The following is a 20,466-nucleotide window of genomic DNA, read 5'->3' on the forward strand; positions in this document are numbered from 1 at the left end:
CCCATCCCCGTTCACCCCCGTTCGTCGTCGTTCGTAGTGATTCATCGTGGTTCGTCGTGTAGGAAGTGAGAAACAATGACCCTGAGCGTTGCCGGATCCCGTCTCGTCGACGCGGCCGGCACCCCGGTACGGCTGCGCGGAGTGGGCCTCGGGGGCTGGCTGAACATGGAGAACTTCATCACCGGCTACCCGGCCAACGAGTCGTCGATGCGCGCGGCCGTCAGGGACGCGCTGGGCGAGGAGCGCGCGGAGCTGTTCTTCGACCGCCTGCTCACCTCCTTCTTCGGCCCGGACGACGCCGCGCTGCTGGCCGGGCTCGGCGTCAACTGCGTCCGCGTCCCGGTCAACTACCGCCACCTGGAGTCCGACGACCGCCCCTTCGAGATCGACGAGCACGGCTTCCGTCACCTGGACCGGGTGATCGGCCTGCTCGGCGAGCACGGCATCCACAGCGTCATCGACCTGCATGCCCTGCCCGGCGCGCAGAACCAGCACTGGCACTCCGACAACCCCACCCACATCGCGGCGTTCTGGCAGCACCGCCACTTCCAGGACCGCGCCGTCCACCTGTGGGAGGTCATGGCCGACCGCTACCGCGGCAACCCCTGGGTGGCCGGCTACAACCCGGTCAACGAGCCCGGCGACCCGAGCGGGCAGGTCGTCGGCCCCTTCTACGACCGCCTGGTCAAGGCCGTGCGCGCCGTCGACCCGGGCCACGTGCTGTTCCTGGACGGCAACACCTACTCCACCGACTTCTCGATCTTCCGCGAGGTGTACGAGAACACCGTCTTCGTCTGCCACGACTACGCGCTGGCCGGGTTCGCGCACGGCGGCCCCTATCCCGGGCACACCCGGGGGGAGTGGGTGGACCGGGAGCAGCTGGAGCGCTCCTTCGAGCGCCGGACCGTCTTCCAGCGCCAGACCGGCACCCCCATCTGGGTCGGCGAGTTCGGCCCGGTCTACACCGGGGACCCCGACATCGACCGGCAGCGCTACCAGATCCTCCGCGACCAGCTTGAGATCTTCGACTCCTACGACGCCGGCTGGTCGCTGTGGACCTACAAGGACGTCGGCCTGCAGGGGCTGGTCTGCGCGGGCGAGCCGTACATGGGCCGGTTCGGCGACTTCATCGCCAAGAAGCAGCGGCTGGGCGCGGACCGGTGGGGGTCGACGATGGAGGAGGCGGCCAGCGAGCTGGCGCCGCTGCACCGGCTGATGGAGACCGAGTTCCCCTCCTGGGACCCCTACCCCTGGGGCGCCCGGTACCAGGTCGACGACCTGATCCGGCACATCCTCATCGCGCAGGCGCTGCTCCCCGAGTACGCCGGGCTGCTGCGCGGCAGCTCCGACGAGGACCTGATCGCCCTGGCCGACTCGTTCGCGCTCGCCCGGTGCAGCCGGCGGCAGCCGCTGCTGGACCTGCTCGCCGAGAACCTGGGCGCCGGGAACCCGAGCGCCGAGCACCTGCGCGCCGGGGATCCGCTCGGAGGGGATCTCCTCGGCGGGGACTCACGCGGCGGGGACTCACGCGGCGGGGACCCGCTCGGGGAGGGCCGGTACGGGGAGGAGTCGCACGCCGGGGACCCGCGCGGGAAGGAGCGGCTCGGGCAGAACTCCCTCGGGGCCTGACACCCTGACGGCTCCTAGGTAGATATCCGGAAAAATCCGGAAAGGCGTGGTATTCCGGGAAAGCCAATACACCCCCCACCCGATTCGTTTCCACTCCTACCTGACCGAGGAGCCCTGGAAAGATGCGCCGCCCCCGGCCGCGAAAAACGGCCCTGGCCCTGCTCCCCCTCGTCCTGTCCCTGCTCGCCGGAACGGTGGCGGGCCTGCCCGCCGCCCCGGCCGCCCACGCGTCCGCCGCGTGCGCGGGCGCGCACACGTCCGCCACGCACACGTCCGCCGCCGCGATCGCCACCTACGACTTCGAGTCCGGGACCCAGGGCTGGGAGCCGCGAGGCTCCGAGGTCTCGGTCACCGCCACCTCCGACGCCGCGCACGGCGGCACCCGCTCCCTGCTCACCACCGGCCGCACCGAGACCTGGCACGGAGCGGCCGTCACCCCGCCGTTCGAGAAGGGCGTCACCTACGAGGTGTCCGCCTGGGCGCGCGCCGCGGCCGGCCAGGAACCCTCGACCCTCGCGCTCACCGTGCAGCGCACCCCCGCCGGGGGCGAGGCCGTCTACGAGCGGGTCGCGGCGGCCACCGTCACCGACTCCGCCTGGGTCCGCCTGACCGGCACCTACACCTACAGCGCCGACTCCGCGCTGTCGCTGTACGCGGAGAGCTCGGAGGCGACCGCCGCGTTCCACCTCGACGACATCGTCGTCACCGCCGACACCGACCCGGCCAGGTCCGGTCTGACCAGCGACTTCGAGACCGCCACCGCCGAGGGCTGGACCTCGCGCGGCGGCGCCGTCCTGACCGCCGAGGCCGGCGCCGCGCACGGGGGCGCTCACGGCCTGGCCGTCACCGACCGGCAGGCGGCCTGGGACGGCCCGTCCCGCACGGTCCTCGGCAAGATGGCCAAGGGGTCGAAGTACGACCTGTCGATCTGGGTGCGCAGCGCCACCGCCCAGAGCGTGAGCCTGGCGGTCGAACGCCGGACGGGCGACACCCCGTCCTACGACCGGGTCGCCGGGCCCCGCGCCCTGGCCGCCGGCGAGTGGACCAGGCTCACCGGCACCTACCTGCTGGCCCACGACGTGGACCTCCTGAGCGTCTACGTCGAGTCGGCCGAGGGCACGGCGCCCTTCGCCGTCGACGACTTCCGCCTGGCCTACATCGAGCCCAAGCCGGTGCAGACCGACATCCCCTCGCTCAAGGACACGGTGCCGTTCACGATCGGCGCGGCCTTCGAACGGGCCGCCACCCTGGGCGAGCACGCCAAACTGATCACCAAGCACTACGGGAGCGTCACCCCGGGCAACAGCCTCAAGTGGGACGCCACCGAACCGGCCGAGGGGGAGTTCACCTTCGGCGACGGCGACCACCTGGTGGACTGGGCGACCGCCAACGGCCTGCGGGTGCGCGGCCACACCCTGGTCTGGCACAGCCAGACGCCCGCCTGGGTCTTCGAGGGCGCCACCAAGGAGATCCTGCTCCGGCGCATGGAGAACCACATCCGCGCCGTGATGGGCCGCTACAAGGGCCGGGTCGGCACCTGGGACGTGGTCAACGAGGTCGTCGACGAGAACCGCCCCGACGGGCTGCGCCGCTCCCCGTGGTTCGAGATCGCCGGCCTGGACTACATCCGGACCGCCTTCCGCGTGGCCCGCGAGGTCGACCCGGACGCGACGCTCGTCATCAACGACTACAACACCGAGTTCCCCCGCAAGCGGCGGGCGCTGTACGACCTGGTCGCGAAGCTGCGCGCCGAGGGCGTCCCGATCGACGCGGTCGGCCACCAGTTGCACGTCAACATCGAGCACCCGCCCGCCTCGTACATCGAGGACACGATCGAGACGTTCGCCCGCCTGGGCGTCGAGCAGCAGGTCACCGAGCTGGACGTGAGCGTCTACACCGACTTCGTGAGCTCCTACGACACGGTCCCGGCCGAGGTCCTCGCCCTGCAGGGGCACCGGTACCGGGAGATCTTCGACGTCTTCCGGCGCCAGGCCGAGCACCTGTCGTCGGTGACCGTCTGGGGCGTGGCCGACGACGCGACCTGGCTGTCGACCTTCCCGATCACCCGGCTGAACCCGCCGCTGCCGTTCGACGACGAGCTCCAGGCCAAGCCCGCCTTCTGGGGCATCGCCGACCCCACCCGGCTGCCGCCGCTCGTCCGCGCGCTGAACGCGCCCGCGGGCACGGTCACGGTGGACGGCAAGCGGGACGGCGAGTGGGACCTGCTGCCCGGCGCCCCCGTCCCCCGGGCCGGTGACCTGTCCGCGAGCTGGCAGGCACGCGTCGCGCCCGGCGGCCCGTCGGGCCCGTCGGGCGGTCTGTACGTGCTGGCCGAGGTCGTCGACGCCACCGCCGACAAGGCCGACACCGTCACCTTCACCGTGGACGGCACGGCGTACCGCGTCCGGCGGGGCGGCACGCACGCCCACGGCTTCAGGGCGCACGCCAAGCCGACCGCTACCGGTTACCGGGTCGAGGCGCTGCTGCCCGCGCGGATCGGCGCGACGGCCGAGGCGCGGGTCGTGGTGGACGACGCGTCCGGCGGGGAGATCTCCTGGACCGGGAGGCTGACCCCCGTACCGGCCGTCAGGACCACCACCGCGCCCCGGGGCGCACCGGTCGTGGACGGCGTCGCCGAGGCCGCCTGGAACAGGGCGCCGGAGATCGTCACCGCCACCCGCGTCCAGGGCGCCTCCGGGGCGAGCGCCAAGGTCAGGGCCGTGTGGAACGCCGGGGTCCTGTACGTCCTGGCCCGGGTGACCGACCCGGCGCTCAGCGAGGAGTCGCCCGACGCCTGGGCGCAGGACTCCGTGGAGATCTTCGTGGACCCGGGGAACGACAAGACCCGGGGCTACGGCGACGACGACGGCCAGTACCGGGTGAGCTTCACCGGCAGGAAGACCGTCGGCGGCACCTTCGACGCGGTCTCGGTCCGGGACAACCTGACCGCCACGGCCGTCCGGACCTCCGGCGGCTACACGGTCGAGGCGGCGATCAGGCTGCCCACCGTCACCCTGGCCAAGGGCACCCTGCTCGGCTTCGACGCGCAGGTCAACGACGCCACCGGCGCCGCCCGTACGGGCGTGGTGACGTGGAACGACCCGACCGGGCGCGCCCACGTCGACACGTCCAGGTGGGGCGTGCTCCGGCTCACCTCCTAGCCGGACCCTCCGGCGCGGGCCGGTGCCCGGGTCTTTCGGCCGGGCACCGGCCCGCGCCGGGCGGGGCGGGGCGGGGCGGGGCGGCCCCGCGCCGGGCGGCTCACGCCGGCGGGATCAGCGCGGCGAGCGCGGCGAGCGCGGCGGAGGCCTCGAGGAGGGCCCTGGAGCGGGCGTCGACGCTCGCGTCCCGGGCGGCCAGCGCGGCCGTCACCTCGTCCCACCGGCGCGCGCCCCGCAACTCCGGCATCAGCGCCCGCAGCGGGGCGACGCGGTGACCGGCCCTGCGGAGCTGGTGGACGATCCGCGCGTCGCGGACGTCGTCCGGGAGGTACCGGCGCGGCCCTCCCGGGGAGGTCCGGCGGGGCACGACGAGACCCTCGGCGTCCCAGTGCCGCAACGTCGAGGGCCGCACCCCCAGCGCGGCGGCGAGCTCGGAGACGCCCATGGCGTCCGACGGGCGTACGTCGGCGATCGGCTCCTCGGCGATCGTCGCGGCGGCCCGCCTGGCCAGCCCGACGTCCCGCCGCTCCGTGTCGAGCCGGGCGTGCGCCGCGTCCAGCAGGGCGAGCAGCTCTGGCAGGGGGCGCGTGTGGACCGCGCGCATGATCCGCCTGGCCTCGACCGGCCCGGCACCGGCCGCGAGGGCCCGGTAGGCCAGCGCCGACCGCACGTGCGTCTCGTCGTAGACGCGGTATCCCGTGGCGGTGCGCGCCGCCGGGGGCAGCACGCCGTCGTGCTCCAGATCGCGCACGTGCTGGACCGAGCACCCGGCACGCCGCGCCACGTCCACCGTCCTCATGACGGGCGACTTGCGACTTCTCCCCGGCCGAGCTCGGGGCCGTCGGGGCGAAGTCTCCACATGGACATGAATGAAACGCTACAACACATGAGCATCGACGAGATCATCGAGTTCCTCAGCGGCCTCGAGGGGGTTCTCACCCTCAGGCCGGCGCCCGGTGACGGTTCACCCGAGATCAGCTGGGGCGACGTGTTCTTCTACCACGCGCCCGACGGCGCGATCCCGGAGAGGACCCAGCCCTTCGCGACGATCGTGACGAAGGACTACCCGGGCGACGGGCGCTCACGGCTGGACCGCCCCGGCGCCTTCCGCGTCAACGTCTCCGCCGGGAAGGACGCGTTCGCCGAGTGGACGGGCCGCCGGCCGCGCGACCCGGAGCCGGAGGGGACCGACCCGAGCGTGACGGACACCGTGATCGCCCACCCCGTCTACGGCGCCCAGGGCTGGCTGGCCGTGGTGAACCCGGGGCCGCGGACGGAACCGGCGGTCCGGGAACTGCTCCGCACGGCCCACGACCTGGCCCGCTCGCGGCACGGGCGGCGCGCCGGGCCGGGATCGGCGTGATCCTCGGCCGTGCCGTTCCCCGGCCCGGCCTCGCCCCGAAGGCGCCGGGCCGGGGATCCGTCCGTCGCCCGGTGACCCCGCTCAGCTCTCCGACGGGCCGGGGGCCGGGCTCTCCTCGGCCTGGAGCAGCATGTCGATGTGCTTCTGCACGACCGGCTTGGCGGTGACGGCGATCTGCTTGACCTCGGGCGAGGCGCCGCTCTCGATCTCCTTGTCCACGGCGGCGAGGGTCGCCCGGTGACCGGCGAGCTCGGCGGTGATCCAGGCCTTGTCGAACTCGGCGCCGTTCAGCGCCGCGACCTTGTCGAGCTGCTCACGCTGCGCCGGAGCGGGAGCGGGCGGGAGCTCGACACCGAGCCGGCCGGCCACCTGCCGTACCGTCGCGTCGAGCTTCGTGTGGTCGGCGATGAAGATCTCCCCGAGCTCGCGGACGGTGGCGGCGTTCGGCCGCCCCGGCGCGTCGGCGGTCTTCTGCTGGGCCGCCTTGCCCGCCTCGATCTCGGACAGGTTGGACTGGTGCGCCTTGACGAGGAAGTCCCGGTCCTGCCGGTTGGCGGCCTGCGGCGAGCCCGCCGGGGGCGGCGGGGGCGCGGGGGAGCCCACCGGGGGCGGCGGAGGCGGCGGGGGCGCGGGGGAGTCGGCCGGTGGCGGCGGTGGTGGTGGCGGGGGCGGTGAGGACGTGAAGGCGGTGCCGCCCGCCACGGCCAGGACGGCGGCCAGCAGAATGATCAGCTTTCGAAGCATCGGATCCTCCGTCGATCGGTCCACGATCGGAAACATCACTCCTCTCACATATGCGCTTATTGAGGGAGATATAGCTCCTAGAGCGGTAAACCCTGACAAAAAGACTCATGTGCTTCGCCGGTCGGCGGTCGTCCCTCGGGAAGGAGAGCTCTTTTGGATACGCCCGGTCACTGGTCATCCGGCCGGGTGTGATGAGATTTACCTGTCGTGACCGTTCACGTCGCGACCGGTCCGGGACCGTCACGGCCGCCGGGCGGCGGCGGGACCGCCCGGACCGGCAGGATCCCGTCACGTACAGGGAGGTGGGCGTCATGGGTGTCGTCTCGCCCGGGTTCTTCGGCCGCCGCCGCGCCGCCAACCCGGATCTGCCGCCGGGGCAGTACCTCACCGAGGACTTCCCGGTCCTCTCCGCCGGGCCCACCCCGCAGGTCTCCACCGACGAGTGGGCCTTCGAGATCGTCAACGAGACCGGTGAGACGACCCGCTGGGACTGGGCGGAGCTCACCGCGCTGCCCGTGGAGCGGTTCACGGTCGACCTGCACTGCGTCACCAAGTGGTCCAAGCTCGCCACCGCCTGGGAGGGGGTGTCGCTGGACACCCTGCTGGCCGAGGTGGAGACGTCCGCGGAGTACGCCCTGGCGCACTCCTACGGCGGTTACACCACCAACCTCCCGCTGGAGGACCTCCTCGACGGGCGGGCCTGGATCGCGATCCGCCACGACGGCGAACCCCTCGACCCCGAGCACGGCGGGCCCGCCCGGCTGCTCGTGCCGCACCTCTACCTGTGGAAGAGCGCCAAGTGGGTGCGCGGCATCCGGCTCCTGGACGAGGACCGGCCCGGGTTCTGGGAGGGCGTCGGCTACCACAACTACGGAGACCCATGGCGCGAGCAACGGTACTGGGGCGACTGACCTGGCGGGTCGCCACGGTCGCCGCCGTGCGCGACGAGACCCCGGACGCGCGCACGCTCGTCCTGGACCTGCCGGGCTGGCCGGGCCACCTGGCCGGCCAGCACCTCGACGTGCGGCTCACCGCCCCCGACGGCTACTCCACCCAGCGCTCGTACTCCATCGCCTCGGCCCCGGACGGGGACCGGGTGGAGCTCACCGTCGAGGTGCTGCCCGACGGCGAGGTCTCCCCCTACCTCGCGCGCGTCCTGGCGCCGGGCGACCCGCTGGAGGTGCGCGGCCCGATCGGCGGCTGGTTCGTCTGGCGCCCCGAGACGCCGGAACCGGTGCAGCTCGTCGCGGGCGGCTCCGGCGTGGTCCCGCTGATGGCGATGATCCGCGCCCGCGCCGCCGCCGGTGCCGAAGCGCCGTTCCGGCTGCTGTACTCCGCGCGCGAGCCCGAGGCCGCCCTCTACCGCGCCGAGCTGGACCGCCTGGCCGCCGGCGCCCTGGGCCCGGAGGTCACCTACGCCTACACGCGCCGGGTGCCCGAGGGGTGGGGACGCCCTCCGGCGCGCGTCGGCGCGGACCTGCTCGCGCGGGCCGTCTGGCCGCCGGAGCGGGAGCCCGCCGTCTTCGTCTGCGGGCCCACCGGCTTCGTCGAGACGGTCGCCGGCCTGCTCGTCTCCGCCGGGCACGACCCCGGCCTGATCCGCACGGAACGCTTCGGCCCCAGTGGAGGACGATCATGACCCAGGACCACATCGACGGCAACGCCGCGGGGGGAGCCCTGCGCGACGTCTTCGCCGTCGACCTGACCGCGGCCACCGGCCGCTGCTCCGCCTGCGACCGGTTCCTCGCCCTGGCCGAGGCGCACCTCTACACCCACGCCCCGGGCCTGGTGGCCCGCTGCCCGGGGTGCGAGGAGGTCGTCTTCCGGCTGGTCCGCGCCTCCGGCAGGGCCTGGCTGGACATGCGCGGCATGACCTGCGTCCAGTTCGAACTGCCCGCCCGGTCCTGACCCGCCGGCGGTGGCGGTACATCCGGAAAGGCGGCTCCACCGGACCGTGAACGGATCGGGGGCCGGCCGGCGCCGTCCCGCGGCCCCGCCCGGGTTCTCCTTCGCCGTACAACGACCGTGCCGGGGATTCGCCGACGCGGTCCTCGCGGTCCTCGCGGATCTCTCGGTCCTCTCGGTCCTCTCGGTCCTCGGTCAACGGCCTCGATCGCGGTGAACGATCCGCAATTCACGGCGCCCGCGGTGGGATGACGATCGTGGGTGGCCGGACGGCCGGGAGGTGATCCGTTCGATCATCCGGCGACGGTATCCCGCTCCCTGTCCGGAGGCAATGCTTTTACGGGCGGCGCGTACCCGGACGTGCTTACGGCCATACCGTCATGGCAGCTCAGGGTAGGTGTGGGACTTTTCGGCGGGAGTTTTTAGGGTTTGCGGCGCGGACCGGAAATCGGGCTTACCCCAGTATGCTTCGCTAAAATAAGGGCGATTTCAATATCTCGTTACAAAGCGTCCCTTGGTATACCATCCCTGGCATTTGGTATGGCATCCAAGGAAGGCGCGGCCGTGCCCGAACCGCACCATGACGTGATAACGGAATTCGCCGATACGGTCAGCCGGAATCCGGACCGACCGGCGATCACGCACAACGGCCGATCCCTCACCTATGCCGAACTCGACACGTGGGTGCGTGCCACGGCCCGGCGGCTCGGCCCGGATCCCGGAGTGGTCGGGGTGGTCACGTCGCGGTCGCCGGCCACCGTGGCCGGCCTGCTCGGCACGCTGGCCGCGGGCGGTACGTACCTCCCCGTCGACCCCGCGTACCCCGAGCCGAGGCGGTGGGCGTCCATCGCGGCGGGCGGATGCCGCCTGGTGCTCACCACCGGGCGGGAGACGTCCCTGCCGCCGGGGACGCGCGCGGTGGAGCTTCCCGGCCTCGCCGAGGTCGTGGACGCTCCCGGGGGCACGTCCGGAACCGGGCCGGAGCCCTTCGCCGCCGGCGATCCCGGCGATCCGGCCTACATCCTGTTCACCTCCGGCTCCACCGGGGAGCCGAAACCGGTGGTCACCCCGCGCCGGGCCGTCACCGTCGCGGTCGGCGCGCTGCGGGACCTGTTCGGCCTCACCCCGGCGGACCGCGTGCTGCAGTTCGCGTCGCTGAACTGGGACACCTGCTTCGAGGAGATCCTGCCCACGCTCACCACGGGCGCGACGCTGGTCTTCCACGACCACGCCCACTCCGGGTCCTTCCGGCGGATGCTGCGGATGCTGGAGGCCGAGCGGGTCACCGTCCTGGACCTCCCCTCGGCGTTCTGGCACGAGCTGGTGCGCCACCTGGTGGAGGAGCCGGCGACGCTCCCCGCGTCCGTGCGGACGGTCGTCGTCGGCGGGGAGGCGGTCAACCCGGTCCGGCTGGCGGACTGGTGCGCGCTCGACACCGGCGCGATCCGCCTGGTCAACACCTACGGGTGCACGGAGACCACGCTGGTCACCCACGCCGTCGACCTGGGCGGCCCCCTGGCGGCACCCCGGCCGGCGCCGTGGGGGGCCGGGGAACGCGTGCCGATCGGACGCCCCCTGCCCCATGTCCTGCAGCACCTCGGCGAGGAGGGCGAGCTGCTCGTCGGCGGCCCGTCGCTGGCGCTGGGGTACGGGGACAGGCCGGACGCGGACGCGGAACGGTTCGTCGAGATCGATCTCGGCGCCGGCCCCGAGCGGTACTTCCGCACCGGTGACCGGGTCGGCCGGGGGCCCGGCGGCCTGCTCGTCCACGAGGGCAGGCTCGACCACGAGCTCAAGGTGCGCGGCGTCCGGGTGAACCCGACCGAGGTGGAGGCCCAGATCACCGGTCACCCCCGCGTGGCCGCCGTGGCGGTGGCGGGGGTCACCGTCGGCGACCACACGACGCTCGCGGCCTACGTCGTGCCGCGCTCGCCCGACGGCGCCGTGACGCTGGCCGAGGACGTCCTGAACCACCTGCGCGACCGCCTCCCGGCTCATCTCGTGCCCGGCCGGGTCACCGTCGTGCCGGAGCTCGTCCACACGACCGGCGGGAAGGTCGACCGGGCGGGTTCACACCGGCGATACGCGTCCACCACCACCTGAGAGGGGCATTTTATGGACGTAGAGGATTTATCCGACATATTTCGACGTGTTCTTGAAAACGATGGGGTCCGTGCGGATTCGGACTTCTTCGTCATGGGCGGGGACTCCCTGCTCGCCACCCGTGTCCTGAGCGCGGTCGCGCGCGCCTGTGGCGTGGAGCTGGACTTCGACGACTTCCTGGAGGCGCCGACCCCCGAGGCCCTGTGCAAGAAGATCGCGAGCCTGACGTGAGCGTCGTCGTCGTCGGGGCCGGGCTGGCGGGCCTCACCGCCGCCACCGGCCTGGCGGCGCGCGGCGTCGAGGTCACCGTCCTCGAGGCGCGCGACCGGGTCGGCGGCCGCACGCGCGGCATCGAGGTCGAGCCCGGCGGCTGGGTGGACGCCGGCGCGGCGTACCTGGGCGACCGGCACACCGCGCTGATCGCCCTGATGGGCGAGCTGGGCCTGAGGACGACGCCGGCCACCGTGGCCGGCGACAGCCGCTTCGCGCTCGGCGACGGCGAGCTCACCCGGCCCGGCCGGTTCCCGCCGCTGTCCGCGGTCGCGCTCGGCGAGATGTTCGACGCGCTGGACGAGCTGGTCCGCACCGTGGGCGCGGACGCCCCGTGGGCGTCGGCGGACGCCACCCGCCTCGACACGCTCACCGCGGCCGAGTGGGCGCGCGAGCACCTGCGCCACCCGGACGCGCGGCTGTTCTTCCCGCTGTTCCTCGGCGAGATGATGGCCGCCGACCCGGCGGACGTGTCCGTCCTGCACATGGCGTTCTACCTCCGCTCGGGGGGCGGGATCCGCTACCTGAACGCGTTCGAGGGCGGTGCGCAGGAGCACCGGATCGCCGGCGGGGCGCACCGGTTGTGCGAGCGGCTGGCCGCCGGACCGGGCATCCGGGTGTACCTGAACGAGCCGGTGCGCGCGATCCACCAGGACGACGACGGCGTGACCGTGACGACCCGCGCCGGGTCGCTGCGCGCCGACGCCGTGGTGGTCGCGGTGCCGCCGTCGCTGGCCGACACGATCGACCACGGCCCCGCCCTGCCCGCACCCCGCTCCACCGAGCGCACCGCGCCCGGCTGCGCGGTGAAGGTGCACCTGGTGTACCCGGCGCCCGTCTGGCGGGAGCACGGGCTGTCGGGCTGGTCGGTCAGCGCGCGGGGCCCCTTGCTGTCCACCGTGGACGACTCGCCCGCGGACGGGACGGTGGGCGTACTGACCGGATTCGTGACCGGCGGGGAGGCGCACCGGTTCGCGCGGCTGGGTGAGGGCGAGCGGCGTGAGCGGGCGGTCGCCCAGGCCGCGCGGCTCTTCCCCGGCCTGCCGCCGCCGATCGGGTTCCACGTCACCGACTGGATCGGCGAGGACTACAGCCGGGGATGTTACGCGGCGCTCTTCGGGCCGGGGGACTGGCCGCGGCTCGGCCCGCACCTGACGGCCCCGCACCGGCGGGTGCACTGGGCCGGAACCGAGACGAGCGTGGAGTTCTTCGGACTGATGGAGGGAGCCGTCCGATCGGGGCACCGGGCGGCCGAGGAGATCATCGCAACGTACAGACGGAGGGACGTCCATGCCTGACCCCACCTCGATCGCGCCACTGCCGGTCCGGCGATCGCTGATGACCGAGCCGGAGCTCGGCGCGGGGAACTTCCTGCGGTACGCCCTGGAGACCAACCCCCACCGCGGGGTGCCGTTCGTCTACGCCCACCACACCGACCACCGCGGCCAGGTGGTGCTGCGCGGCCACAGCCTGATCGACCTCGCGGCCCTGCGGGACCGCTACGCCACCTGGTACCGGGCCAACGGCGTACGGCCCGGCGACCCGGTGGGCGTCGTGGTGGGGGAGGGGCTGGAGCCGCTGCTGCACTTCCTGGCGCTCACGGCGCTCGGCGCCGTACCGGCGATGATCAACGACGCGATGCGGCTCGACACCATGGTCCGCTACCTCGACCACGTCGGTGTCGTCGGCGTCGTGGCCGACGACCCGACCCGCCTGCGGCCGGCCTACCGCGACGGACCCCGGAACAGGCCGCGCTTCGTCGTCCCGGCCTCGGAGGTCAGGGCCCACGACGCCGACGTGGCCGCCCTCCCCGGCGAGTACCCCTACCGGCACGCCCCCGACGACGTCGTGGCGCTGATCCACTCCTCCGGCACCACCGGCACCCCCAAGTCGACGATCCTGGGCCACCGGCAGTTCTGGGACGGCAAGCAGCCGCGCATGCTCCGTTTCCCCGCCGAGCCGTACGACAGGCTGATGTCCCTCATGCCGCACACCCACGCGGGCGGGCTCAGCTACTTCCTCACCGCGGTGCTCCTCGGACTGCCGACCGTGATCATGTCGGACTGGCGGCGCGCGGTCGTGGAGCCGGTCATGGAGGTGTTCCAGCCGACCATGGTGGCCTCGTTCCCCCGGACGTTCGTCGAGCTCGCCACCGGGGAGCTCCCGGTCAAGGGGGCGGCGAGGGTCCACTCCTGGTTCAACACCGGCGACAGCGCCCACCACGGGCACATCAGACGGCTGGTGCGGCTCGGCGAGCGGCCCGCGGGCCTGATCAGGCCGTGGCTGGTCCCGGGCGGCGCCGCGGCGGGAGAACCGCTCCCCGGCTCCCAGTTCGTCGACGGCCTCGGCTCCTCGGAGATGGGGATGGCGCTCTTCGGCCAGGTGACCACGCCGGAGACCCCGCGCGACGACCGCTGCGTGGGCAAGGCCCAGGAGGCGGTGATCAAGGCCGCGGTGCTCGACGGGAACGGCCAGGAGGTCCCCGACGGCACCGTGGGCCTGCTGGCGGTGATGGCGCCCTCCATCACCCCGGGGTACTGGAACGACCCGAGGCTGACCCGCAGCTTCGAGCTCAACGGCTACTGGCTCACCGGCGACGTGGCCCACCGGGACGCCGAGGGCAACTTCTACCACCTCGACCGGACCGTGGACGTCATCGAGACCCGCGACGGGCCGGTCTACAGCCTGCCCGTCGAGGAGGTCCTCATCGCCGACTGCGACGCCCTCGTCCAGGACTGCTCGGTCATCGGCGTCCCCGGTGAGAAGGGGGAGGGGCAACGCCCGATCGCCGTGGTGCGGCTGCAGGCCGACGCCGGCGACGTCACCGCCGACGACGTGCGCGAGAGGGCCAACAAGGCCCTCACCGACGCGGGCCTGGCCACGCTCGACGCGGTGGTCGTCGCGCGGACCGACGAGGACCTCCCCCTCGGCCCCACCGGCAAGGTGCTCAAGCGCGAGCTTCGCACCCGGCACGCGACGATGTTCACGGGATGAGCGCCGACGCCCCCCACCGGCCGTACGCCTACGCGCGCCGGCCGCTCGTCGAGCCGGACTGGCGGCGATTACCGGGCTGGCGCGGCGTCGACGACGCGCAGTGGCGCGACGCCCGATGGCAGCGCGCCCACTGCGTCAAGAACGCCGGGCAGCTGCGCGCCGTCATGGGAGACCTGCTCCAGGACTCCTTCTACGCCGACCTGGCGGCCGACGCGGAGCGGTTCGCGACCATGTCCACGCTGATCCCGCCGCAGATGCTCAACGTGATGGTGCCGCACGCCGAGAGCGACCCCGCCTCCTTCACGGAGGCGTTCATGGCCGACCCGGTCCGCCGGTACATGCTGCCGGTGCGCTCGGACCGCCACCCGCGCTGGCCCAGCCACCCGCACGCGCGACGCGACTCGCTCCACGAGGCGGAGATGTGGGTGGTGGAGGGGCTGACCCACCGCTACCCGACCAAGGTCCTGGCCGAGCTGCTGTCCAGCTGCCCCCAGTACTGCGGGCACTGCACCCGGATGGACCTGGTCGGCACCTCGACCCCGCAGGTCGTCAAGACCAGGCTCGCCCTCAAGCCGATCGACCGGCAGGAGCTGATGCTGGACTACCTCAAGCGCACGCCCGGCGTGCGGGACGTGGTGGTCTCGGGCGGCGACGTGGCCAACGTGCCCTGGCCCCGGCTGGAGACGTTCGTGCTGCGGCTGCTGGAACTGGAGTCCGTACGCGACATCCGCCTGGCGACCAAGGCGCTGGTCGGCCTGCCGCAGCACTGGCTCCAGCCCGCGGTGCTCGAGGGGATGGCCCGGATCGCCGGACTCGCCCGCCGCCGCGGGGTGAACCTGGCCGTGCACACCCACGCCAACCACGCCCGGTCGGTGACGCCGCTGGTGGCCGAGGCCGCCAGGGCCCTGCTGGACGCGGGGGTGCGGGACGTGCGCAACCAGGGCGTGCTCCTGCGGGGGGTGAACACCACCCAGGCCGACCTGCTGGACCTGTGTTTCGCCCTCCAGGGCGAGGCGGGCATCCTGCCCTACTACCTCTACCTCTGCGACATGATCCCCAACGCCGAGCACTGGCGCGTCCCGGTCCACCAGGCCCAGCGGCTCCAGGAGGCCATCATGGGCTACCTGCCGGGCTACGCGACGCCGCGCGTCGTGTGCGACGTGCCCTACGCCGGCAAACGCTGGGTGCACCAGGTCGTCGAGTACGACCGGGAACGCGGCATCTCCTACTGGGCCGGGAACCACGGGACGGGACTCGGCCGCGACGGCTCCCCGGACCGCCGGTTCCCCTTCTACGACCCGATCGACACCTTGCCCGAGCCGGGCCGCCGCTGGTGGACCGAAGGAGAGGGACGAGCATGACCCCCGCGACCCCGGCGGCCCCCGCCACCGAGAGCACGCTGCGCCGCATGTGCTGGATCTTCCCCGACAGGGAGTCGAGCCGGGCGACCGCGATGTGGCACGACTTCTTCTGGGACGTCTACGCCGACGTGGCCGCCGAGCTCGGCCTGAGCTGGACCAGGCACGCGCCCGACGCCGTGACGGTCGACCACCTGGGGCCGGGACGGCCGCGCGTCCACGTGGACGACGAGCTCGTCACCCCCGAGGACACGCTCTTCATCACCGCGCTGTACTCGCTGCCGTACCAGTCCATGGACATCTTCAACCAGTACGCGCTGTACGCGGTGCTGGAGAAGGCCGGCTTCTACCTGTCGTTCCCGCCGGGCCTGTCGGCCGTCGCCAACGACAAGCTGGCCACGATCCTGCACCTGAGGGACTCGCCCGTCCCGCCGATCCCCACGCTCCGCATCGGCACCGGGCGGGACATCGGCAAGCACCTGTACGAGGTGGCGCTGAAGGACCTGACCTACCCGGCCATCGTCAAGCCGGCGGGATGGTGCGGCGGCGGCGGGGTGAACCTGGCCCGCGACGCCGAGGAGATCCGGGGGCTCGCCAGCCTGGCGCAGGGCGGCGACACCACCCTCGTCATCCAGCCCTACCTGGGCGACGGCACGGTCGACTACCGGGTCTACGTCGTCGACGGCGAGCCGTACGCCGTCATGAAGCGGATCCCCGAGCCCGGCTCGCCGGTCGCCAACGCCAGCCGCGGCGCCACGATGGAGTTCCCGCCGGTCCCCGCCGAGCTCGCGGAGGCGACGGCGTACTTCTACCGCAAGGTGCCCGTCCCGTTCTTCTGCGTCGACTTCCTGTTCGACGGCGAGCGCTTCTGGTTCTCCGAGCTCGAACCCGACGGCGTGATCGCCCCCGACTACGGCGACCCGGACCGGACGCTCCAGCGGGACATCACCCGGGCGCGCTGGATCGCCTACCGCGACGCCCACGCCCGGTGGCTGGCCGCGGGCGCCGCGGACACGACCATTGAAAGCTGGTGATCACATGACCGGATCGTCCCCGCCGCCGCCCGGCGGCGACACGACCGGATCGTCCCCGCCGCCCGGCGGCGACACGACCGAGTCGTTCTCGCTGCCGCCCGAGGCGGCCGAGCCGAGGCTGGACGTCTCCCGGCGGTCCCTGGAGCGCCTCCGGAGCGTGCCGGAGCTCGCCCCCCGGTACGCCGGCCACGACAAGGTGCTCACGCTGGGGGACGTCGCCGCCCTGCCGGTGCTGGTGAAGGACGACCTGAACGTGGCCCTGGCGCACCTGAGGCCGAAGGCCGAGCGCGGCGCCACCTGGATCTTCCAGAGCGGCGGCAGCACCGGCGCGCCCAAGGTCGGCCACGCCCCCACCGGCTTCTACATGGAGGGCGTGTACGAGCAGTGGCGCCCCCTGGAGCGGGACGACGTCTTCGTCAACGGCTGGGGCGCGGGCCGCATGTGGGGCGCCCACTTCCTGGCCGCCGCCTTCGCCGACCTGTCCGGGTGCGACGTCATCGCGCTGGGCTCGGTCGGCAGGGAGGAGTACGGCGACTGGCTGGCGTTCTTCGCCGCCAGGGGCGTGACGGCCTTCGGCGGCACGCCGAGCGTGCTGCGGTTGTGGTTCGCGCACGCGCGGGCGGCCGGGACACGCCTTCCCGCGCTGCGCAAGGTGCTCTGGCTCGGGGAGGCGTGGCACCCGCAGCTCGACGAGGACCTCGCCGAGGTCGCGCCGCGGGCGCGCCGCTGGGGCATGTTCGGCAGCACCGAGACCTGGGTCGTCGGCACCAACACCCCCGACTGCCCGCCGGACGTCTTCCACCCCCTGCCGTCCCAGCTCGTGCACGTGGGCGAGGACGAACTGCTGGACTTCACCACCCTCGATGCGGACATGCTCAACCCGGTGCTGCGGTACCGGACCGGTGACGCGGGCCGGCTCGTGACGTGCGGGTGCGGCCGGGACGGCAGGGCGATGCGGGTCCTGGGCCGCCGCGACTCGGTGGTGCAGGTGCGCGGGCTGGGGCTGCACGTGGACGACGTCGTCGAGCGGGCCGAGCGGGAACCCGGCGTCTCCCGGGCGCAGGTCCTGATCACCGAGCGGCGGGGCCGGGTGTCCACCGTGGAGGTGCTGCTGCTCACCGACCGGGACGCGCCGCCGGACCTGGCCGGACGACTGCGCGCGGACCTGATGTCCTCGACGTTCACGATCAGCACGGCCTTCCAGCACGACCCCGGATCGTTCCGGGTGGAGGTCGTCGACGCGCTGGTCGGCAACGAGCGCACCGGGAAGACCGCGGCCTTCGTCGTACGGGAGGAGCGGTGAGGCCGCCGGGCTCGAACTCCACGGGCTCCACGGGCTCCACGGGCCGGGAGTTCAACCTGCTCTGGGGCGGCCAGACGGTGAGCCTCCTCGGGGACCGGATCACGGTGTTCGTGGTGCCCGCCCTGATGATCTTCGCGTTGGGCGCCTCGCCGTTCGAGGTGGGCGTCGTGGCCATGGCCCAGTACCTCGGCATCCCCCTGCTGGGACCGATCGCCGGCGTGCTGGTCGACCGGTGGGACCAGCGCCTGACCCTGGTGATGTGCGACCTGGTGAGGCTGGCGGCGGTGCTGGCCATGCCCGTGGCCTACTGGCTGGGGGTGCTGTCGACACCGGTGCTGTTCGCCTGCGTGGCGCTGATCAGCGGCGCCACGATCTTCTTCAACGTCGGGTACCTCGTGGCCGTGCCCGCCGCGGTGCCGCAGGACCGGCTGGTCGGGGCGTACTCGCGCCTGGAGGGCAGCAGGACGGTGTCCGAGGTGGCCGGCCCCTCGGTGGCCGCGGGGCTGTACCACGCGCTCGGGGTGGCCGCGCTGCTCGTGGACGCGGCGACGTACCTGATCTCCGCCGTCTGCCTCCGCTCCATGCGATCCTGGGGAACCAGGACGGTCCAGCACGGTTCGGTGCTGTCGCGGCTGGGCCTGGGGTTCAAGCTGAACTGGGCCGACCCGGTCCTGCGCCGTGTGATCGTCGCCGCCGTGATCCTGAACTCGGGCGGGCCGATCTTCGTCACGGTCCTGCCGGTGCTCGCCTACCAGGGCCTGGGCGTCTCGGTCGGCGTGTTCGGGGCGGTGATGTCGGTGGCCGCGGTCGGCGCGGTGCTCGGCGCGCTCGTCGCACCCAGGATCGCCGGCAGGCTGGGCCTGGGGCGGACCATGGCGTGGGCACTGCTGCTGCACTGCCTGGCCGGCCTGGGCGTCCTCGCCGCGCCCGCGCTGCCGCCCGCGCTCGTGATCGGCATGACCATCGGGTTCTACGGTTTCTTCATGTCGTGCATCAACGTCTGCAGCGCCCCGATCCGGCAGTCGCGGATGGCGGCCGACAACCAGGGAGTGACGCACGCGGCCTTCCGCACCGCCACCTGGGGGGTGATCCCGCTGGCCGCCTTCCTCGGCGGCCTGGGGGTCACCCTGCTGACCGACGACCTCGGCGTGCTCGACGCGACCAGGGTGGTGATGGTCGCCGGCACCCTGCTGGCCGCCCTGTCGTTCCTGCCGGCGACGAGGATCCAGCCGCTGCTCGACGAGGCCGGACGGCGGCCCGAGCCGGAACCCTCGGAGAGCACGGCATGACGGCGCGGCGGAGGACCGTGCTGATCACGGGGACGTCGTCGGGCATCGGCCTGGCCACCGCGGTCACCGCGGCCGGGGCCGGGTTCACCGTGGTGGCGACGTTACGCGATCCGGACGGGGCGCACGCCCTGCGGGAGGCGGCCGACGAGGCGGGGGTCACGCTGGACGTCCGCCGCCTCGACGTCACCGACGAGGAGTCCGTCGCCACCTGCCTGAAGGGGGTGCGCGAGACCTACGGGCGGCTGGACGCGGTGGTCAACAACGCCGGGATCTCCAACTTCGACCCCACCATGGAGATGTCGACGACGCGGGCCCTGCGGGCCAACCTGGAGGTGAACTTCTTCGGGGTCGTCGCCGTGAGCCGCGCCGCGATGCCGCTGCTGCGCGCCTGCGGGGGCCGCCTGCTGAGCGTCGGCAGCGTCCACGGGGTCGTCGGCCAGCCCTTCAACGAGGCGTACGCGGCGGCCAAGTTCGCCGTCGAGGGCTTCATGGAGAGCCTCGCGCCGGTCGCGGCCGAGCACGGCGTGAAGGTCTGCGTGGTCGTGCCCGGCTTCGTGCGCGACACCCGGTTCGGCTACTTCCCCGACATCAACCGGGAGACGATCCGGGCCGCCTCCGGCCCGTACGCCCGGACGTTCACCGACTACCTCGACTGGGTGGTCGGTCACGGCTGGGGAGGGGCGAGCCAGACGAGGTGGGAGGTGGCCGAGGTGGTGGTGCGCGCGCTGACCGCGGAGGACCCGCCGTTCCGCGTCCCGACCAGCGACCGGGTGGCCGAGTACCTGGCGCGCAAGCTCGCCGACACGGACGGTTCGGCGATCCAGGCCCTGGCCAGGACCTGGATCGCGGGCGCCGAGGGCGCCGAGCGGGGGGTGGGGCCGGCGTGAGCGCGGAGAGGGACCCGTCCCCGGCCGCCTGCGAACAGGACCCGGCCTGCCGGGCGCTCGGCATCGCCGTCGAGGAGGTCACCGTCGGGCGGGCACGGCTGAGCATGCGCGTCTCCGAGGACATGCTGAACGGGCACGGCATCGCCCACGGCGGATACCTGTTCCTGCTCGCCGACGCCGCGTTCTCCTACGCCTGCAACAGCCACGGCCCGGTCACGCTGGCGCACAGCGCGCAGGTGACGTTCCTGCGCCCGGCCGCCGCCGGCGACGACCTGGTGGCCGAGGCGGCCGAGCGCGTCCGGTACGGCAGGGGCGGCGTGTACGACGTGACCGTGCGGCACGCCTCGGGCGAGGTCGTCGCCGAGTTCCGCGGGCAGAGCGTGACGGTCTCCGGCACCCCCGGGAGGCCGCCGCGATGACGGCGGC

At 73.2% G+C, this 20,466-nt stretch carries 18 protein-coding genes; 16 read left to right on the top strand and 2 right to left on the bottom strand.

Annotated elements, in window-relative coordinates; all coding sequences use genetic code 11:
- The first annotated feature begins 75 nt into the window (after nucleotides 1-75).
- Together AB0G16_RS15785 and AB0G16_RS15790 are read left to right on the top strand one after the other, a co-directional pair.
- On the top strand, nucleotides 76-1,629 hold the full coding sequence (locus tag AB0G16_RS15785; protein WP_362804875.1) for a cellulase family glycosylhydrolase: 1,554 nt from the start codon (nucleotides 76-78) through the stop codon (nucleotides 1,627-1,629).
- Nucleotides 1,630-1,751: 122 nt separating this feature from the next.
- Nucleotides 1,752-4,790, top strand: coding sequence for an endo-1,4-beta-xylanase (locus AB0G16_RS15790; RefSeq protein WP_362804878.1), 3,039 nt, complete (start codon nucleotides 1,752-1,754; stop codon nucleotides 4,788-4,790).
- Between the two features lie 100 nt (nucleotides 4,791-4,890).
- Here AB0G16_RS15790 and AB0G16_RS15795 read toward each other — a convergent pair whose 3' ends face one another.
- Nucleotides 4,891-5,589 carry a MerR family transcriptional regulator gene (locus AB0G16_RS15795; protein ID WP_362804881.1) on the bottom strand — a complete coding sequence of 233 codons (699 nt, stop codon included), beginning with the start codon at nucleotides 5,587-5,589 and terminating at the stop codon, nucleotides 4,891-4,893.
- 87 nt (nucleotides 5,590-5,676) lie between these two features.
- On the opposite strand from AB0G16_RS15795, the gene AB0G16_RS15800 reads away from it, so the two are divergent.
- Complete coding sequence (locus AB0G16_RS15800; protein WP_362804884.1) at nucleotides 5,677-6,153, top strand: DUF6194 family protein; 477 nt, start codon at nucleotides 5,677-5,679, stop codon at nucleotides 6,151-6,153.
- A gap of 81 nt (nucleotides 6,154-6,234) precedes the next feature.
- On the opposite strand, the gene AB0G16_RS15805 is transcribed toward AB0G16_RS15800, so the two are convergent.
- On the bottom strand, nucleotides 6,235-6,897 hold the full coding sequence (locus AB0G16_RS15805; RefSeq protein WP_362804887.1) for a DUF4142 domain-containing protein: 663 nt from the start codon (nucleotides 6,895-6,897) through the stop codon (nucleotides 6,235-6,237).
- A 311-nt stretch (nucleotides 6,898-7,208) separates the two neighbouring features.
- On the opposite strand from AB0G16_RS15805, the gene AB0G16_RS15810 reads away from it, so the two are divergent.
- From AB0G16_RS15810 to paaI, 13 genes are all read left to right on the top strand, one after another.
- The gene (locus tag AB0G16_RS15810) at nucleotides 7,209-7,808 is read left to right on the top strand and encodes a sulfite oxidase-like oxidoreductase (protein WP_362804890.1); all 600 of its coding nucleotides are present in this window, start codon (nucleotides 7,209-7,211) and stop codon (nucleotides 7,806-7,808) included.
- A complete protein-coding gene (locus tag AB0G16_RS15815) occupies nucleotides 7,778-8,536 on the top strand; it encodes a ferredoxin reductase (RefSeq protein WP_362804893.1) in 759 nt (252 codons plus the stop codon). The genes AB0G16_RS15810 and AB0G16_RS15815 overlap by 31 nt, the downstream gene beginning before the upstream one ends.
- Nucleotides 8,533-8,805 carry a DUF6510 family protein gene (locus AB0G16_RS15820; protein WP_362804896.1) on the top strand — a complete coding sequence of 91 codons (273 nt, stop codon included), beginning with the start codon at nucleotides 8,533-8,535 and terminating at the stop codon, nucleotides 8,803-8,805. The genes AB0G16_RS15815 and AB0G16_RS15820 overlap by 4 nt, the downstream gene beginning before the upstream one ends.
- A 537-nt stretch (nucleotides 8,806-9,342) precedes the next feature.
- Nucleotides 9,343-10,905: an amino acid adenylation domain-containing protein gene (locus AB0G16_RS15825; RefSeq protein ID WP_362804899.1), complete on the top strand. Its 1,563-nt coding sequence runs from the start codon at nucleotides 9,343-9,345 to the stop codon at nucleotides 10,903-10,905.
- A gap of 12 nt (nucleotides 10,906-10,917) precedes the next feature.
- Nucleotides 10,918-11,136: a phosphopantetheine-binding protein gene (locus AB0G16_RS15830; RefSeq protein ID WP_362804902.1), complete on the top strand. Its 219-nt coding sequence runs from the start codon at nucleotides 10,918-10,920 to the stop codon at nucleotides 11,134-11,136.
- Nucleotides 11,133-12,473: an FAD-dependent oxidoreductase gene (locus AB0G16_RS15835; protein ID WP_362804905.1), complete on the top strand. Its 1,341-nt coding sequence runs from the start codon at nucleotides 11,133-11,135 to the stop codon at nucleotides 12,471-12,473. Before AB0G16_RS15830 ends, AB0G16_RS15835 begins: the two co-directional genes overlap by 4 nt.
- On the top strand, nucleotides 12,466-14,169 hold the full coding sequence (locus AB0G16_RS15840; RefSeq protein ID WP_362804908.1) for a class I adenylate-forming enzyme family protein: 1,704 nt from the start codon (nucleotides 12,466-12,468) through the stop codon (nucleotides 14,167-14,169). Before AB0G16_RS15835 ends, AB0G16_RS15840 begins: the two co-directional genes overlap by 8 nt.
- Entirely contained in the window at nucleotides 14,166-15,530 is a 1,365-nt protein-coding gene (locus AB0G16_RS15845) for a lysine 2,3-aminomutase (protein WP_362804911.1), read from the top strand. The genes AB0G16_RS15840 and AB0G16_RS15845 overlap by 4 nt, the downstream gene beginning before the upstream one ends.
- Nucleotides 15,527-16,561 carry a hypothetical protein gene (locus tag AB0G16_RS15850; protein WP_362804914.1) on the top strand — a complete coding sequence of 345 codons (1,035 nt, stop codon included), beginning with the start codon at nucleotides 15,527-15,529 and terminating at the stop codon, nucleotides 16,559-16,561. The genes AB0G16_RS15845 and AB0G16_RS15850 overlap by 4 nt, the downstream gene beginning before the upstream one ends.
- A 4-nt stretch (nucleotides 16,562-16,565) precedes the next feature.
- Nucleotides 16,566-17,864, top strand: coding sequence for an AMP-binding protein (locus AB0G16_RS15855; RefSeq protein ID WP_362804917.1), 1,299 nt, complete (start codon nucleotides 16,566-16,568; stop codon nucleotides 17,862-17,864).
- A complete protein-coding gene (locus AB0G16_RS15860; RefSeq protein WP_362804920.1) occupies nucleotides 17,861-19,153 on the top strand; it encodes an MFS transporter in 1,293 nt (430 codons plus the stop codon). Before AB0G16_RS15855 ends, AB0G16_RS15860 begins: the two co-directional genes overlap by 4 nt.
- On the top strand, nucleotides 19,150-20,040 hold the full coding sequence (locus AB0G16_RS15865; RefSeq protein WP_362804923.1) for an SDR family NAD(P)-dependent oxidoreductase: 891 nt from the start codon (nucleotides 19,150-19,152) through the stop codon (nucleotides 20,038-20,040). Before AB0G16_RS15860 ends, AB0G16_RS15865 begins: the two co-directional genes overlap by 4 nt.
- Entirely contained in the window at nucleotides 20,037-20,459 is a 423-nt protein-coding gene (gene paaI, locus AB0G16_RS15870) for a hydroxyphenylacetyl-CoA thioesterase PaaI (protein WP_362804926.1), read from the top strand. The genes AB0G16_RS15865 and paaI overlap by 4 nt, the downstream gene beginning before the upstream one ends.
- Nucleotides 20,460-20,466 lie beyond the last annotated feature (7 nt).

This window comes from Streptosporangium sp. NPDC023615, from assembly GCF_040640155.1.
GTDB lineage: Bacteria > Actinomycetota > Actinomycetes > Streptosporangiales > Streptosporangiaceae > Streptosporangium.

Coding starts and splice junctions, on each gene's coding strand:
- AB0G16_RS15840 (WP_362804908.1), top strand. CDS start 12,466: ATGCCTGACCCCACCTCGATCGCGCCACTGCCGGTCCGGCGATCGCTG.
- AB0G16_RS15790 (WP_362804878.1), top strand. CDS start 1,752: ATGCGCCGCCCCCGGCCGCGAAAAACGGCCCTGGCCCTGCTCCCCCTC.
- AB0G16_RS15855 (WP_362804917.1), top strand. CDS start 16,566: ATGACCGGATCGTCCCCGCCGCCGCCCGGCGGCGACACGACCGGATCG.
- AB0G16_RS15825 (WP_362804899.1), top strand. CDS start 9,343: ATGGCATCCAAGGAAGGCGCGGCCGTGCCCGAACCGCACCATGACGTG.
- AB0G16_RS15805 (WP_362804887.1), bottom strand. CDS start 6,897: ATGCTTCGAAAGCTGATCATTCTGCTGGCCGCCGTCCTGGCCGTGGCG.
- AB0G16_RS15815 (WP_362804893.1), top strand. CDS start 7,778: ATGGCGCGAGCAACGGTACTGGGGCGACTGACCTGGCGGGTCGCCACG.
- AB0G16_RS15830 (WP_362804902.1), top strand. CDS start 10,918: ATGGACGTAGAGGATTTATCCGACATATTTCGACGTGTTCTTGAAAAC.
- AB0G16_RS15820 (WP_362804896.1), top strand. CDS start 8,533: ATGACCCAGGACCACATCGACGGCAACGCCGCGGGGGGAGCCCTGCGC.
- AB0G16_RS15865 (WP_362804923.1), top strand. CDS start 19,150: ATGACGGCGCGGCGGAGGACCGTGCTGATCACGGGGACGTCGTCGGGC.
- AB0G16_RS15850 (WP_362804914.1), top strand. CDS start 15,527: ATGACCCCCGCGACCCCGGCGGCCCCCGCCACCGAGAGCACGCTGCGC.
- AB0G16_RS15795 (WP_362804881.1), bottom strand. CDS start 5,589: ATGAGGACGGTGGACGTGGCGCGGCGTGCCGGGTGCTCGGTCCAGCAC.
- AB0G16_RS15845 (WP_362804911.1), top strand. CDS start 14,166: ATGAGCGCCGACGCCCCCCACCGGCCGTACGCCTACGCGCGCCGGCCG.
- AB0G16_RS15785 (WP_362804875.1), top strand. CDS start 76: ATGACCCTGAGCGTTGCCGGATCCCGTCTCGTCGACGCGGCCGGCACC.
- AB0G16_RS15810 (WP_362804890.1), top strand. CDS start 7,209: ATGGGTGTCGTCTCGCCCGGGTTCTTCGGCCGCCGCCGCGCCGCCAAC.
- AB0G16_RS15800 (WP_362804884.1), top strand. CDS start 5,677: ATGAGCATCGACGAGATCATCGAGTTCCTCAGCGGCCTCGAGGGGGTT.